The organism is Methylovorus mays (assembly GCF_020531915.1).
Classification (GTDB): Bacteria; Pseudomonadota; Gammaproteobacteria; order Burkholderiales; family Methylophilaceae; genus Methylovorus; species Methylovorus mays.
Genome location: NZ_JAJAVG010000005.1, coordinates 183,860 through 200,238 on the forward strand (window position 1 = coordinate 183,860; position 16,379 = coordinate 200,238).

15 protein-coding genes and 1 tRNA gene are annotated in these 16,379 nt (G+C 46.3%); 7 read left to right on the forward strand and 9 right to left on the reverse strand.

Annotation, left to right across the window (positions count from 1 at the left end; all coding sequences use genetic code 11):
- The first annotated feature begins 18 nt into the window (after positions 1–18).
- The 7 genes from ychF (at position 19) to LG203_RS07420 (ending at position 8,998) form a co-directional block, all read left to right on the forward strand.
- On the forward strand, positions 19–1,104 hold the full coding sequence (gene ychF, locus LG203_RS07385; RefSeq protein WP_230345185.1) for a redox-regulated ATPase YchF: 1,086 nt from the start codon (positions 19–21) through the stop codon (positions 1,102–1,104).
- 89 nt (positions 1,105–1,193) lie between these two features.
- Positions 1,194–1,270: transfer RNA gene (locus LG203_RS07390), tRNA-Met, on the forward strand.
- A gap of 552 nt (positions 1,271–1,822) precedes the next feature.
- On the forward strand, positions 1,823–5,557 hold the full coding sequence (locus tag LG203_RS07395) for a YobI family P-loop NTPase (protein ID WP_230345186.1): 3,735 nt from the start codon (positions 1,823–1,825) through the stop codon (positions 5,555–5,557).
- Positions 5,558–5,904: 347 nt separating this feature from the next.
- Positions 5,905–6,162, forward strand: coding sequence for a hypothetical protein (locus tag LG203_RS07405; protein WP_230345187.1), 258 nt, complete (start codon positions 5,905–5,907; stop codon positions 6,160–6,162).
- Positions 6,163–6,558 (forward strand): GNAT family N-acetyltransferase, encoded by a 396-nt coding sequence (locus LG203_RS07410; protein WP_230345188.1) that lies wholly within the window; start codon positions 6,163–6,165, stop codon positions 6,556–6,558.
- Positions 6,558–7,112 (forward strand): thermonuclease family protein, encoded by a 555-nt coding sequence (locus tag LG203_RS07415; protein ID WP_230345189.1) that lies wholly within the window; start codon positions 6,558–6,560, stop codon positions 7,110–7,112. Before LG203_RS07410 ends, LG203_RS07415 begins: the two co-directional genes overlap by 1 nt.
- A gap of 251 nt (positions 7,113–7,363) precedes the next feature.
- A complete protein-coding gene (locus tag LG203_RS07420; RefSeq protein WP_230345190.1) occupies positions 7,364–8,998 on the forward strand; it encodes a phosphoethanolamine transferase in 1,635 nt (544 codons plus the stop codon).
- 139 nt (positions 8,999–9,137) lie between these two features.
- Here LG203_RS07420 and LG203_RS07425 read toward each other — a convergent pair whose 3' ends face one another.
- The 9 genes from LG203_RS07425 to LG203_RS07460 form a co-directional block, all read right to left on the reverse strand.
- Positions 9,138–9,908, reverse strand: a complete 771-nt coding sequence (locus LG203_RS07425; protein ID WP_230345191.1) for a hypothetical protein — start codon at positions 9,906–9,908, stop codon at positions 9,138–9,140.
- Positions 9,895–10,203 carry an N-acetylmuramidase domain-containing protein gene (locus tag LG203_RS14345; RefSeq protein ID WP_268867359.1) on the reverse strand — a complete coding sequence of 103 codons (309 nt, stop codon included), beginning with the start codon at positions 10,201–10,203 and terminating at the stop codon, positions 9,895–9,897. Before LG203_RS14345 ends, LG203_RS07425 begins: the two co-directional genes overlap by 14 nt.
- Positions 10,197–11,111: an N-acetylmuramidase domain-containing protein gene (locus LG203_RS14350; protein WP_268867360.1), complete on the reverse strand. Its 915-nt coding sequence runs from the start codon at positions 11,109–11,111 to the stop codon at positions 10,197–10,199. Before LG203_RS14350 ends, LG203_RS14345 begins: the two co-directional genes overlap by 7 nt.
- Before the next feature lie 13 nt (positions 11,112–11,124).
- Entirely contained in the window at positions 11,125–11,700 is a 576-nt protein-coding gene (locus LG203_RS07435; RefSeq protein ID WP_230345192.1) for a hypothetical protein, read from the reverse strand.
- Position 11,701: 1 nt separating this feature from the next.
- On the reverse strand, positions 11,702–12,073 hold the full coding sequence (locus LG203_RS07440; protein ID WP_230345193.1) for a lysozyme family protein: 372 nt from the start codon (positions 12,071–12,073) through the stop codon (positions 11,702–11,704).
- 82 nt (positions 12,074–12,155) lie between these two features.
- Positions 12,156–12,716 carry a hypothetical protein gene (locus LG203_RS07445; RefSeq protein WP_230345194.1) on the reverse strand — a complete coding sequence of 187 codons (561 nt, stop codon included), beginning with the start codon at positions 12,714–12,716 and terminating at the stop codon, positions 12,156–12,158.
- Positions 12,713–14,491 carry a lysozyme family protein gene (locus LG203_RS07450; RefSeq protein ID WP_230345195.1) on the reverse strand — a complete coding sequence of 593 codons (1,779 nt, stop codon included), beginning with the start codon at positions 14,489–14,491 and terminating at the stop codon, positions 12,713–12,715. The genes LG203_RS07445 and LG203_RS07450 overlap by 4 nt, the downstream gene beginning before the upstream one ends.
- Positions 14,488–15,054, reverse strand: coding sequence for a DUF2345 domain-containing protein (locus tag LG203_RS07455; RefSeq protein ID WP_230345196.1), 567 nt, complete (start codon positions 15,052–15,054; stop codon positions 14,488–14,490). Before LG203_RS07455 ends, LG203_RS07450 begins: the two co-directional genes overlap by 4 nt.
- A partial coding sequence (locus LG203_RS07460; RefSeq protein ID WP_230345197.1) for a T6SS phospholipase effector Tle1-like catalytic domain-containing protein occupies positions 15,047–16,379 on the reverse strand: 1,333 nt, incomplete at its 5' end. The genes LG203_RS07460 and LG203_RS07455, both read right to left, overlap by 8 nt.

The window sequence follows — 16,379 nt, forward strand, 5'->3', positions numbered from 1 at the left end:
GCAAAAAAGGCGAGCCATATGAAATGCGGAATTGTCGGTCTACCCAACGTTGGTAAATCCACCCTGTTCAATGCCATTACCCGTGCCGGTATTGCTGCGGAAAACTACCCCTTCTGTACCATTGAGCCCAATGTCGGCATTGTGGAAGTGCCCGATCCGCGCCTCAAACCGCTGATCGACATCGTCAACCCGCAAAAAATCCAGCCTGCCATTGTCGAATTCGTCGACATCGCCGGCCTGGTCGCAGGCGCCTCCAAAGGCGAAGGCCTGGGCAACAAATTCCTCGCCAACATCCGCGAAACCGACGCCATTGCCCACGTAGTGCGCTGTTTTGACGATGGCAACGTCGTGCACGTGGCAGGCAAGGTAGACCCGCTGGACGACATCGAAACCATCAACACCGAGCTCGCGCTTTCCGACATGGAAACGGTAGAAAAAACTCTGCAGCGCGAAGGCAAAAAAGCCAAGTCTGGCGACAAAGAAGCCATCGCCCTCTGCGCCGTACTTGAGAAAATCCAGAAATGGCTGAATGAAAGCAAACCTGTGCGCACTCTGGGCCTGGATGCTGACCAGCTGCAACTGATCAAGCCGCTGTGCCTGATCACCGTCAAGCCTGTGATGTATCTGGCAAACGTCGACGAAAGCGGCTTTGAGAACAACCCGCTGCTGGATAAAGTCGTGAACCTCGGCAAAGCAGAAAACGCCCCCGTGGTCGCCATCTGCGCCAAGATCGAATCCGAAATCGCCGATCTGGAAGACGAAGACAAAGCCATGTTCCTGAGCGAGTTGGGCCTGGAAGAACCCGGCCTCGACCGCGTTATCCGCGCCGCCTACAGCCTGCTCGGCCTGCAAACCTACTTCACCGCTGGCGTGAAGGAAGTACGCGCCTGGACCGTCAAACGCGGCTCCACCGCCCCGCAAGCCGCTGGCGTCATCCACACCGACTTCGAACGCGGCTTCATCCGCGCCGAAGTCATCGCCTACGAAGAGTTCGTAAAGAACAAAGGCGAACAAGGCGCCAAGGAAGCCGGAAAAATGCGTCTGGAAGGCAAGGAATACATCATGCAGGATGGCGACGTCGTCCACTTCCGCTTTAACGTGTAATTCGCCGCCAGGCCAATAAAAAAGCGCAGTTTGGCTTTGACAAAGACCCGCTCAGAAAATACAATAGCGGGCTTGTTTCAACAGTACCCGGTGATGTAGCTCAGCTGGTTAGAGCACAGGATTCATAATCCTGGGGTCGAGGGTTCAAGTCCCCCCATCACCACCAACATCCTGTTTCAGCGATTGCTAAAGCAGTACAAAAACCCCGCAAATCCTAGAGATTGCGGGGTTTTTTGTTTTCAACAAGTTCTCATCGTTTAATATAAAACCCATCGAAAGTATCAGCTAATCAATGGCGAACACATCAATTGCCTAACTGGGTGATTACTACAGTATATAAGTGAATGATGATTGGAGTGAAATTCAAGTGTAAGCCCGAGCTCAACATCGCCGACATGTGGAAAGATTACAATGAGCTCACGCCGGTACAGCAATTCCAATCGTAGGCCAATCAAGCAGCAGCATTGGATAACCAACAAAAAACGAATCAAGCCGATGACAACAAAACGAGGAAATCATGTAACCTTGTACCTAGATTACCACATTAGCAGTGGAATGACGGTGGGCTGGCTCATTTAGAATCAACGTTGAATATAATAATATGTTGATAATTAATTTTCTAAAATAACTAAAATTACCTTTATTGTTGTACATGTCGACATATTTAACTTGCGAAGTTCTATTGTTGATTATTTAAAAATAAAAGGGGCTTCTGTAAATGAATTTACTCGAATCCGTAAAAAGAGCCATAAACGAATTAATAATAAAAATTAAAGGTACCTTAAACAGAAAAGGTCACTCAGAAATATCAAAATTAGAAGTTTACAATGCATTAACTCCAAACAATAAAGCAGATTTGAAAGAGTATGAAAATGCTTTGTTACATGGGCTTAACCATAAGGATGTCAAAAATATCGCCATTACAGGTCCATATGGCTCAGGAAAAAGTAGCATTTTGAGGACTTTTGAAAATAAATATAACGGCTTTCATAGCTACGAGTTTTTAAATATTAGTTTAGCAACCTTTGACACTGGAAGCCCAGCTCTAGATGACGAAAAGAGAATGAAGCTTAACAGTGATGTTGAGAAAAGCTTATTGCAGCAAATTTTCTTCAAGGTCGGTGCTGATGAGTTGGAGGATTCCCATTTCAGTCGATTGAAAGTAAAAAAATACAAACACATCCCAATACTGAATAAATTATTTTTAACCAGCAATATTGGTCAAGCCTTTCTTTTAATCACCCTCTTATCTTCATTGGGATTCATTTTAAATCCTGATTATAAGCTTTTCAAAAACAACATTCTGTTTAATCCACAATATAATTATTTATATGAAATATTTATTGCCTTCAGCGCAATAGCGTTATTACAACAAATCTTCAATTCCTTCCCAAAGATTGGACTCAATAAGTTAGGCGCAGCAGGTGCAGAAATCAGTTTTAATGAAAAAAAAGGGGACTCAATTCTCAATAAATTCATTGATGAGCTCATTTATTTCTTTGAAAAAACCAAATACAACATCGTTGTCTTTGAGGATTTAGATAGATTTCAAAGTAGGGACATCTTCATCAAACTGAGAGAAATAAATACTTTACTAAATTACTCCGATGAAATTCTAAATAAAAATAAAATAATTAAATTTATTTTTGTATTAGGTGATGATGTTTTCCAAAAATCAGAAGACAGAACAAAATTTTTTGATTTTATCGTCCCAATCATTCCAGTCATAAATTCATTCAACGCTGAAGAGAAGTTACGCTCTGCGATTAACAATGCATTTGAAAATCATTCCGTTGAAAAGAATTTTTTCGAAGATATTTCTTTATTTATTGATGATATGCGGATGCTCTTAAACATTGCCAATGAGTTTGTAATCTACAAAAAAATGTTAACTGCTCCTGCAAATCTCGACAGTGAACCATCAAGCGAAATTCAACTTGATGATACAAAATTATTAAGTTTGATCATTTATAAAAATAAATATCCAGAAGACTTCAAACAGCTAAATTACAGAAAAGGAATAGTGGCAAACATATTTGCGAAAATAAATAAATATCGACATGACTATGCGATTAGCCTGAAGCAGGATATTGATAGATTAAATGAACGATTATCGGAAATAGACAATGAAGAAACTAACAGCCTCGAAGAATTGAGACTCACATATGTTGCAGCGTATTTTCAACTGATACCTGATATGCGGAGTATTAATATTGAAAACACTTATAGAGGACTCGGGGAATTACTGAGCGAAGATTTATTTAATAAATTAATATCAAAAACCCAAATAGATTATATACGTACAGAAAACAGGTACACTAGCAGCAAGAATATATTATTTAGCGAAATTGAGGCCTCAATAAACCCAAACTTTAGCTACACGCAAAGAAAACAAAATATCACCGATAAAACCACTAGTACGATAACCGGTTTAAAAAGAAAAATAAAGGTACTAGAAAGCGAAATTAAACGCGCTCCATCACTAAAATTTGATGAGTTACTTAAGAAGTTAAAAGATCCAAATATCTTTGAAGACATTGATACAAAAATCCTTACAGATTGTGGGTTAATCCGATTTCTTATTGTGAATGGATATATTGAAGAAGACTATGATTCATATATGTCTTTCTTTTACCCAGGAGAGTTGTCTGCTAATGACAAGCAATTCTTGATCAGCCTGGCCAATCACAAGCAGCTAGATTTTAAATATCCACTTAGCAATCCTGGAAAAGTATATGAACGTATACAACCTGAGAGATTTAGCATAAGAGCAATTCTAAATTACGACCTTCTTGATTACCTCCTAAAGAATATGGCTAACTCCCATGCTCTCCATGATCTCTTAAGTGAAGTTTATTTAATTGAGACTGAAGGGTATAAATTCATAGATGAATATCTATCTATATATAAGGCTGATAAAAATTCAGAGACTAATGAAGAAAGTAGAACGCTAATCAACAAACTATCAAGTCATAACAAGAATTTTTGGATGGATTTTTTCAGAACATCAAACAAAGATGATCTCGCAAATAACCAATTATTTGGTGTTTTCTTACGTGAAATTCACCTTGACGAATTATTAAATATTAATATTGATAACTACTTTAGCGGTTGCATTTCGAAATCTAAAAAAATATTTGAGATACTTCCTTTATTAGATTTTGATAGAGTAAAGGGCATTATCAAATTACTGAAAATTAAATTTCTAGATATATCCTCTTGTGATAGCGAGAATATTTTACAAGAAATTAAAAAACAAAATGCATATGATCTTTCAGATGCAAATATACTAAAAATTTTAAATTCAGAAAGTTCAAGCGCCATTCCTGATATCAATGCTGGATACACATGCATTTTACAGTCAGGCCACCCAGAGCTAGTAAACTATGTGGATAGCAATTTAGAAATTTACATTAAAAATGTTTTATTACTTTCTGAAAATATTACCGAATCAGAGTTTGCAATCAGCAAAATCATAAATTCACAAATTGACGCAGAACTTATTAGTGAATTGATTGAGAAATTTTATTTCAAAATCGAAAACATAAATTCGATCACAAATAAATACTTTTGGAGCCATTTGCTTAAAAATAATCGCCTCTCTGCGCGTTGGAGCAATTTATTAAATTACTTTGAATATGAACAAGAAATACTAGATGAGCATCTAATCACATTTTTGAACAATACAGATAACAGCTTGCAACTCTCTTCTACAAGACTTAATTCAAAAGATGATAATGTTAAAAGCCTCTCAATAAAAATAGTTTACTGCGATGAGATTATTGATTCTTCCTACAAACACCTAATAGAATCGATACCTTATCGTTTTTTAAATTTATCCGATCTTGATATATCTGCAATAAAAATCAAATATTTAATTGATGCTGATAAATTTCAACTTACAAAAGAGAACCATGATTATTTGAAAGAAAATTTGTCAGAATTCTCATATCAATTGATTGAAAGAAACTATTCCACCTATGCTGCAGAGCCGACCCTGATTAACTTGGAAAGTCAAGAATATATAAGTCTTATCAATTCAACGACGATCAAAAATAGCGAAAAAATTTCTATTATTCAATCAATCCCTGATAATTTTTATGATGAGAATAATGTTCTAGCCGAGGTAGCTGTATCCTTCGTTATACAAAACACAATAGAAAAGATTTTTCCCTCACATATAGCGGAAAAATTACTTGGCCTTCCAATTAAATTGGAATTAAAGGTGAAGATATTTAATAGACATGCTAATGATTTTGATAGAGCAAAAATCAAAAATATCGTTTCAAAAATTGATACCATCGGTAGCCTTACACAGAATAAGAGACCAAAAATTATTAGCAATACCGACACTTTAGCATTAGTTATGTTTTTATCTGTTCATCACTTCCTTAGCTACAAGGAGGAAAAAGGTCAACTTAAGTTAACTCCAAAAAGGAGGTTATTAAACTAACTGCTTCAAATTTCTATAGCATCACATGCATTCTAGAGTTGACATATCGTAAGGCACGCTAATTCAGGCTGCTGGTAAATCCTCCGACCTCCCCGCCAACAACTTCTCCAACGCCTCAATCCGATGCCGATGGGTAGTCGTAATCGCATAAAACCGCTCTTGCAATGCCGCAGAGTAGCCCACCATCACCAGTACCCCAGCACGCAATTCATCCTGCACTACCCCCTCGGGTAACAACGTCAGCCATCTACCCTCAGCCCATAATTGTCATCCCGCCCCACCTCCTTCCCCATTAGTCGCTAAAATCACCTCAAGCCATTCCATAAAGTAAACCTATGAAGTTATTGATGAATGCATTGAGATTTCTGGCGCTCGCTAGCCTGCTGGCGCTGGTTGCCGGTTGTGGCGGAGATACTTACGACAGCTACGTCTATCCAGACAAGCTGGAACTGGATGACCCCATCGCTCTGGGGCAATTCCCCTCACTGCAAGCCTGCCGTGAAGCCTCGCTGGCTAAGCTGAAGGCGTTGAATGCTGAATCTGCCGGTGACTATGTGTGCGGGCAGAATTGCCATGACCATACTTGCCAGTCGGCCCAAAAGTAGATGATTGCTTACCGTGAAAATTTTCCGCTCAACCCTGCCGATGTGGCGCGGGTGTTCAAGGCGTCGGGCATTAACCGGCCGGTGGATGATCTGACGCGGATAGCGGCGATGTTCACGCATGCGAACCTGGTGTTTTCTGCGTGGGATGGCGACACGCTGGTGGGTGTGAGCCGGGCGCTGACGGATTTTAGTTATTGCTGCTATTTGTCTGATCTGGCGGTGGATGCGGCGTATCAGTGCCAGGGCATAGGCGAGGAACTAGTACGGCTGACGCGAGAAAAAACAGGCGATCAGGTATCGCTGATTTTGCTATCTGCGCCGGATGCGATGGACTATTACCCCAGGCTGGGGTTTACACTGGCGGATAATGCTTACGTGATTCGCCGCCTGACCTGATGTTTACCCTTTCCCCTATTCGTTTTTTCTTGCCATGGCTGTGCTGCCTTGCCCTGACCGCGCATGCCGATGTGAGCGGCAAGGTGGTGTATATCGCCGATGGCGATACCCTCACCGTGAAAACCCCGGACAATCTCAAATATAAAGTGCGCTTGCAGGGCATCGATGCGCCGGAGCAAGCGCAAGCCTTTGGCAACAAGGCCAAGCAGGCGCTGGCAGAGTGCGCGCGCGGCAAAGAGGCGATGATAGAGAGCCAGGAGACCGACCAATATGGCCGACTGCTGGGCAAGGTGTGGGTGAATGGCACCGATTGCAATCTGCGCCAGCTCACGCTGGGCATGGCGTGGCATTACAAGCATTTTGCGCGGGAGCAGACCGAGGCAGACCGTCTGCGTTATGCCGCGGCCGAGCAAACCGCCCGCGATGAAAAGCGCGGCCTGTGGGCCGATGCCAACCCGACCGCGCCGTGGGATTTTCGCCAGCAGGAAAACCTCAAAAAGACGCAGGATGCCTTCAAGCAGCAATGGATGATGCATAACCACCGCTTCCGATAGCGCCAGGGTTTTCCGCCGCCATCTTTACCAAAATATGCAGGCTGTAAAAACAGGGTGTGAAGGTATTTGCAGGGTAAGCAGATAATCTCTTCCAACACCGCCACACGAACCTCACCAAGCCATTGATTTTTAGACTATAAAATCTTGGCATCCCACCCTACTCTTTAAAGCGGCACTGGTACGAATCGTGCCATGTAGTAGTGAAGCCCAGCCCTAGCCGGGCATGTTCACAACCCATTTTAAAGAGTCTCATGTTTTCTACTTGTAATCGTAAAACCTTGCTGGTTGCCGTGTTCTTGATGGCAACGGCCAATATCAGCCTGTTTCAACGCCTGCTGGAGGTGTACCCGCCCAGCCTGGGCAATGTGCCGCTCCTGATCTCACTGGGTTTGTTTTTCACGTTTGCCACCGCGCTGTTTCTTCTTTTGGTGGCGCATACCCGTGGCGCACGCTGGCTGCTGGCCTTGCTGGTACTGGTGGCATCGCAAGCGGCGTATTACATGGATACTTATGGCGTGGTGGTCGATACGGTGATGATCGACAATATTTTTCATACCGATACGCAGGAGTTTGCCGGCCTGCTGAGCTGGGGGCTGGTGCTGCGCACCTTGTTGCTGGGTGTGCTACCTGCGTGGCTGATTATTCGCTACTGGCCAGCTGGCCGCGGCTTCAAGGCAGAGTTCAAGTCCAAGCTTTCGCTCACGCTGTTGCTCATCATCGGCATGGTGTTGGTCGTGGCGCCGTTTACCGCGCATTACGCCTCATTTATTCGTGAGCATAAAATCACCCGCGCCTATGCCAACCCGATTTACCCCATTTACTCGCTGTTTGGGTATGCCCATGAAAAGCTGACGTCATCCGCGATTACCACGCTGACGGCCACCGCGGCGGATGCGGTGATGATAGGTACGCCATCGCGGCATGAGCTGATTATTCTGGTGGTGGGCGAAACCGCGCGTGCCGATCGCTTTTCATTGAATGGCTACCCGCGTGACACCAACCCCGAGCTCGCCAAGCGCAATGTGCTGAGCCTGCGTAACGTCAGCTCGTGCGGCACTTCGACAGGCGAATCTGTCCCCTGCATGTTTTCAGCGTTGGGCCGCAAGGATTTTGACCGCGAAAAAGCCCTGCATTATGAAAACGCGCTGGATGTGCTGTTTGAGCATGGCGTGCAGATTCTGTGGCGCGACAACAACTCAGACTCCAAAGGTGTAGCCACGCGCATGGCCTACGAAAACTTCAAAAGCCCCACGCTGAACAAAGTCTGCGACACCGAGTGCCGCGACATCGGCATGCTGGGCGGGCTGGACAACTACATCGACAGCCACAAAAACCAGGATATCCTCATCGTGCTGCACCAGATGGGCAACCACGGCCCCGAATACTACCGCCGCTACCCACCCGAGTTTGAGCGATTCAAACCCACCTGCAAAAGCAACGAACTCAGCCAATGTACGCAGCAGGAACTCGATAACGCCTACGACAACGCCATTCTGTATACCGACTACTTTCTGGCGCACGTGGTGGATTTTCTCAAGCAATACAACGACACCCACGCCACCGCCATGGTGTACGTGAGCGACCACGGCGAATCACTGGGCGAACACGGCATCTACCTGCACGCCGCGCCCTACATGATCGCCCCGCAAGAACAAACCCACATCCCCGCCATCGTGTGGATGGGCAAGCACTTTGATTACAAATTAAGCGACCTCAAACCCTATCAGGATTACCCCTTCAGCCACGACGACCTCTTCTGCACCCTGCTGATCTCCTACGAACTCAACAGCAAAACCTGCGACAGCAAACACGACGTCCTCATGCACAACGCCGACGTCATCAGCATGCTGCAGCAACAAGGCCAGCTGCATACGGCCATGCAGTGAGAGTCAGCATTGTGCTGATGAGAAAAAGCCCGCTTATTGGGCGGGCTTTTTGTTTGGCTGAAGACTAAAGGATCAGTCGGCTTTTACGCTGTTCGGGCCGCTGCCATGCACCAGCACAAACAGCAGGCCACCCGTCACGCTATTTGCACCCTCGCTGCTTAAACGCCTTGCGCGCATCGGGGATCGTCTCAAATTTGTTTGGGTTGCCCAGGCAGCTATCATCCTGTGTCACCACCAGCTCACCATCCTTCTCTTGTAGCCTGAACAGCAGCGTACTGCGTAGCCAGTTTGAACCCAGTTGTGAGGCGGTTTTGGCAACAGGGGATTCGGTATTGAAATACTGCACAGTGACCATCAAGGCAGGGGCTGTTTTATTGGCAGCACCTACCCCCAATACCGTCTGGCAAAACGGCGGGCGCCTGGATTCGGGGATTGACAGCTTGGCGATATGCACCGCCTTGATCTGGCTATCGTCGTTGACGAAGTAAAAGTGGCAATCAAAGTGCAGAGGCTGACCTTCTGGGCATTGATAATTGGGTAGGCCATTCTTTTCTGCTTTCAGCCACGAACATACTTCGTCAGGTTTTGTTTTATGCATGAAAGTATTAGCGAACATCGAATACATATGCCCATTAAGAGAAAAGCGCGCACTTGAATTGCCTGACCATAACTCAGTCATGGCCGGATTCACGGGTAAAGTCGCTAAATTTTTAAGGACATATGGCTTAACTGTTTCCTCTCTCAGCATATCTAGTCGGGTATCGTATTTAGGATTCGGAGATGACTTATCCCCAGCCCAAAAATCTCCCTTTTCATTTTGTGGTGTCATGATCATGATGTCATCAGCTAAAATAAAGCAGGGGTAAAACAATATAGCAACGATACATAGCGAAGATTTAAAGCTTTTCATAGGCTTCTTTCAATTTGATCTGATAGTTATTTTCGGCATACTTGGGGCCGTTGTAGTGATAGGCGATTTTGTCCCACTCTTTATCCTGCACCGCCTTGCGCAGGCGAGAATTTTTATCAATAAACTGTCGGAGAATTGTTAATTGCTTTGCCTCTGATGTGCACATATCTCTGACAAACAACTGCGCATTGTCATAATCCCCCGCAATCGCATAATTCATCCCCAATATCTGAAATGCGCCCCAGGAGCAGGCCTTTAGGGCCGCCTCCGGGTTGAGGCGATAGGCTTTCAGCAATTTGAAATAGTTGCCCGTTCATTGCCATACAGGTCGCTTTGCTCGATGACACCATCCGGCATGCGGGCATTTTCTTCGCCCAGTTTTTTTCTGCTCAGAATGTAGCCGCTGGGCCAGCAAATATCGGGGTCTTGATCATGCGGGGATTGGCAACCTGCGACGCCGATACCGTGGCGCTTGTGTTTTTTGCTATTGGGCAAGGGGCCATTGCCACAGGTAAGGCGATGAAACAGATGACGCTCAAACAAAATTTTAGGCAGGCGTGTGCCATCTTTTAATTGCATCCGGCTGAAGCCTGAACCACTAGATTCGACATGGTGAATGGCCTTGAGCACTTTGGGATCGCATATCAAGATATTGGCTTCAATCTTCCAGCTCTCTTCCGTGACAGGCTCATCCCGATAGTGTTTAAAGAGGTCGATCAGACCTTGCGGGACTTCCATCTCAAGCACTTCGGTATTGTGTGCTTGGCTCTTGCGCTTTTTAACAGGGTGCCCGGGTTTGATGGCTTGTCCTTCGGCTTTTCCATGATGCAGTTTTTGCGCACTATTGGCGGGGGTGATCTTTTTCTGCGCTTGCTTCTCATCATGGGCGGCCAGTTCGGCCATTAACTTGATACCCGGCGAAATCAGCGTAAACCACTGATGCCCAAGCCCCGAGACGGTGCTGCCTATTTTTTTTAATGCGCTAGCCTTGTTTTCAACCCAGACCTCAACAGCAGACGCTATGTTTGCCGTGATTATTTTAGGCAACATGCCGCGAACGTCCGTCTTGGTAACGATAACTTTGTCGTCGAATTTAAGATGGCATGTCAGCCCCTCAATGGGATAACGAAGGGCGTTATGCCATTCCAAGGGGGGGGAATCACTAAAACGCTTGTTATCATTGAACAAAAGCGTAATCAGCATTCTGTGGTAAAGATTATTTAGAATGTTTTACTCGCTCGATTTCATCCGCGCTAGGGGGGAAATATGTGAACACCAAAGCTCGCATATCATCTGGATTTTTAGTATTTTCAGGAATGTCCGCACTAGTATCTGAGCGCGATTTATAAATACGCCAGCCATCTGGTGTATTTTTCAGATAAAAACGTACCCGACTTGGATCATGTTTGAAGAGAACCAACACCTCTGCAAGATTATCTTTGACAACTGGCATTTTAATAATCGGCTTAGGTAAGGGATTAAAGGATGTTTCCTTGGAATAGTCTTCTGGCCCAGCCGTTGGATAAATATCTGGAGTTAAACAAAACCCTTGATTATCTTTTAAAATAATCTCCTTCGCCAAGAACTCACCTACCAACTGACAATGTTTTGTAGGAATATATTTCCCTCCAAAATTAGCGTTAATTAATTTATCAGTATCTGTTGAGTATAGTTTTACAATTAAGGCTCTTGCTGACTGCTGATCTTCATTAAAACTTTCTGAGTTAGCATTCAATGATATTCCAGAAAATATAGAAATCACCAAACTAATTAAAACACTTATATTTCTCATATCAAGCATCCTTTTTCATTTCTTCATTTAAGTGGCTATTAAATAGAGAACTAAAATAATCCATATCCATAGATTTTCCATCTACTGTTTTGCGTCTAACATTCTCTTTAGCTCCAGGCAAGCTAGTCCACTCTGTTTGCAAAAGCTGAATTGCCTTTTCAATGTCACCGGTCCGAATACTACCGAGTGCATTTCTACCTTCTAATATGGCGACAGCAATACGGTCTTGCATTTTTTGATCGAACAGAGGCTCCCCGGACTTAGCGACAATACGTTGCGCTGACGGGTCCAAAAGAATTGAATTCCAAGTTTTTGGAATGATTTGATATGCTCCAGCAGCCCCTGAACCATGGCTCGGCAGCTGATTCGTCATGCCATACCAAGGGTGTTTGGAAAAATCATTAAAGCGCTTGTTACCATTGGGGAGTGGCGTATTCAGCATTCTGGATTAAAGACTATTTAGGATGGTATTCTCGCTCGATTTCATCCGCGCTAGGGGGAAAGTCCGTGAATGGGATTTCGTCAATCTCGGGATCCGTATTATTTTCTGGAACATAAGCGCGCTCATCCGAACGGGCTTTGTAAATTCGCCATCCTTGTTGTGTTTTTTTAAGGTAATACCGTACGCGGCCAGTGTCTGGCTTTTTAAACAAAACCAACACCTCTGCCAGATTCCCCTTTACAACAGGAATCTGAATTTGAGGCGTCGGATAGTCTGGAAGGTACGCTCCCTCGTCAATTGTTGGATATCTAAGAGGTAAGAAACAATCACCTTGCGCACTTTTAAATAAAGATTCTTTTACAATAAACCTCTCCATAAATGGGCAATGATTTTTCGGTTTGAATTCATTATTAAACTCCGCACCGACGTATATGGCCCTGGTAATTCCGTAGAACTGCTGTACTAATTTAATTAATTCCTGCTGATCTTGGCTGAAGCGGGATGACACTTCAGCCCGACTAGTCAGTGATAAAAAAATAAATCCATAAAAAAACAATCTTAAAACAATCTTCATGCCAAGCTTTCCTTTTTCATTTCTTCATTTAAATAAGTATTAAATAGAGCGGTGAAATAATTCATATCCATGGGTTTTCCATCCGGCGTTTTTCGATTTAAGTTATGCTTGCCGCCAGGCAAACTACTCCAGCGCCCTGTAATTTTATTAACGGCCTCTTGAATATTGCCTGTTCTGACCGAGGCTAGTGCACTTTTAGACTCAAGAATGGCAACAGCCAAGCGATCCTGCATCAACGGGGAAAAGGTGGGCGTATCTTGGATATTTGAAAGATGTGGCTCCACTACTTTCAAGAACTCCCGCCATGTGTCAGAGGTCATTTGGTAGGCCCCTGCTGCTGAAGACCCGTTGTGTGGGAGATGGTCCATGACACCATACCAAGGATGCTTCGCGAAATTGGCAAATCGCTTCTCACCATTGGGAAGTGGGCTATTCAACATATGGTAGCGTTTGGCATCGTCTCGCTCGGCCTGACATTCGTATTCGCGGAGACAACGCAAGAATGCCTTCATGCGCAAGGTCGGCATGAGGTCATATACTTTTCGATAAATTTTTATATCGACATAATTCCGCCATTCTGGATGCTGCATCTTAGGCTTGAAGTCACTGATATAGCTATCATAAGAGCGGATGTCGATGTGCCCATAATTGGGAAGGCTAGGATTAGGGTTTTTCCCTTCTCTTTTCTTTTTCTCCCACTCCTGGTCGCTCCACTTATAGACAATGACATCCCCCGCCGCCGCCCAGCGGGGGTCAGGAACGGCATCAGTTACATCACGGAAGCCCAGCTCCTCCAATTGCGGCCCAGCCACGGAAGCGCAAGGCAGATTCATGTGCCCATTAATAATCTGTGCTTGCTTGAGTGCAATATTGACGTAACGTGCACAAAAACCCAGGCTTATCCAGCTTTCCTTGTCCTTGTATTTACGGTCAAACTTGCCATTGGTCATGTTGGCTATCACGGTAGTGGCGCTTTGGTTAATCCTGAGTTTTGTGTTTTGCTCGGCCACCCGGATTAACTCTTTAACAGCCTCTGGCGCGGAAGGTGGGTTTTTGAGTGCAAGCCTGGCGCGTGTGGGCTTGCCTTTGCGCTCTGGGGTAAAGTCGGCCCAGCTCCATAGCCAGTGAATGCCAGCGCGTACCCCCGCCCCGGCTTTTTCGTACCAGTCGCCTTTGTTGAAGAGGACAACGGTCATGGGCTTGCCGGTTTTATCGCGGCCTTGTTTGAGAATGGGTTTGCTGGAAACGCCGACGTTGTGGCTCAGATTGCGAACGCGGGGTTTGGCATTGGGGGCGGCAAGGGTCGCGGGGCTTGCGACAGCGGGAGGTGGCACAGAAAGCTGACCGGGGTCGAGGACGATCACATCCGGGTCACAGGCAATATCGGGGATTTCGTCTTCGATAGTGCCGGGCTCGCCTTCGTGCAGTTGCATGGGCAGCAGTTCTATTTTGACTTTGGGGCTGATGGCGGTGGTGGTAATAGCGGGGGAGTCCATAAACACGTCACCGACAGGGCGATACTGGCCTGCGTCATTTTTGACTTCAATCATGGCGGTACTGCCGATGGGTAGATTTTCCATTGGCGGCACATAGCCTTCCGCATCGGTGGTGGCAGAGAGCGTCTGCTGGCTGCCATCGTCCAGAGTAAGGGTGATCCGGCAGGTGAGTCCTTCTATTGGCTCACCAATAAAATCCAGAAAGTTAAGCTTGAAGCGACAAGTGGCAACCTGATCTTCTTCCACAGGTGTATCTGCAGCCATTTCATATTCACTCATTCTTCATGTCCCTCTGATTTAAGTAACCAAACCCCATGGCCCACATAACTCGCTAATTTCGCCGATTGATCGCGGAATACATCCACGCTGGCGCCCTCTTCATCCGTATTGCCATGGGCGACCAAATGACCTGTCGGGTTTTTGAATGCCACGGTGGCATCGTCATAGATCGCCTCTTCTTCTGCTGCCGTTGCAAGAAGCGAGGTGAGGTTGACGGTCTCGCTATACGGCCCTTCCGGATGAATATTCGGTAACGTGGGCATACTGACCGGCATACTCTTGGCCTGTGGCATGCTTTGCGATGCGGAATACACAGACCATTTGCCCAAGGTGGCGCTCTCAATGCTGGCGGCAGTCCAGTGCGTGCTGCTGCCACCGCCGTTGATGACGATCTCTTTGTCGGCGGTGAGGTGGATGCGGTTGGCGTGGTAGGTGATGTTGAGTTTGGAAAAAAGCCGGATATTGCGTTGCAGGGCTTTGAATTCGATATTCATGCCTGCGGCAATCAGGCGCAGCCCGCCGTTGTAGGCAAACATTTTGTCGCGCCCAGAAAGCCTAATCATTTCCCTTGAAAATCGTTCTGAAACGCGCGGCCCCCATGCTGTTAAACCTGAATTCATTCAGCCCTTCTGCCAGAGCCCCCGCCATAGAGTCATGTACGAACCAGTCAAACAAAAAGTCGATTTCAGGCGTCACCCGCTCAGGCGCAATGCTGCGTGCCACGGCCATGGCCATTCGTGGCTGATCCGCCTCGGTCATTGGGGCACCAGAGGCTTTACTCATCTTCTCAAATAGCGCAGCCGCACTCGCAGGTGACTGGTCACCTGACAGTGGGTCTACCAAGCCAAAGCAAATAGTCTGCAAAAACCGGTTTTGCACCTTGAGCAAGCCCTGCTGCTCGGCCGCCGTGCGTGCATGCCGATATGCCATCTTGCGGGTGGTGAACTCATTGCGCCATTTATAACGGTAGCTGTGGTACAGCCCCATGTGCTGGCGATGCATTTCATCCACCGGCCCGGCACTCACCCCACAGGCATTCAGATAACCGTTGTAGGCGCGGATGAGCTCTTTTGAAGGTAACAAGGCGGACGATACAAAGTCAGGAAGTTTCTGCCAAGGAACAAGTGGCACCCCGGCAATCCGCGCCGCATGGTACATGTCCTGCCCGGCAAACACGCTGAGGTTATCCCCCATGCGCGGGTATACCCCGATAGCTCCCGGCGCATAGCCACCGCCCACATCCGAGTGCGCTCCGGGGTACATGATCTCCTGCACGTTACCGGGGTACCGACCATGTACGCGCGCTGAATCCAGCGGGAAGGTGGCCCTTACTTCGTGCGCCGCCACCATGTGCACGCAACGCCTCACGGCCGGGTGTATCTGCAAGGTGTTATCCGCCCAGCTCATGTGGCCTGCCAGCGTGCCACCCCCCATCGTATCCGCCACGCCTACCGAGGCTACCGTGTCAAACAGCCCAAGGAACTGCACATTGAGCGGTATCCCGGCGAACAGCCAGCCATGCGCCGTGCGTTCACACACCTCCATCAGCCAGTTCACAAACACGCGCGCCTCGGCAGCGCCCCGGCTGAAGCCAAACACTGATACATTCAGCGTGGTGATCTTCGGCTTATAGGCATACAGGGTGTTCTGGAGCTCGAATTGCCAGCGTTTGAACTGGGTAACGCGCATGGCCGAGGGTACGCTAATCGGTGCCAATTTATCACACCAGACTTTGGCTTCAGAATCGGGAAGTAACGGAAAATTCCCCCTCTTTACATAGCGTTGCGGGGCATTCAGCAGTTGTATCATCGCCCACAAAATACGGTGTTCGCCCTTGTCACCGAACATGGCCCCCGTATTGATAAACTCATCTTTGTTATGCGTATCG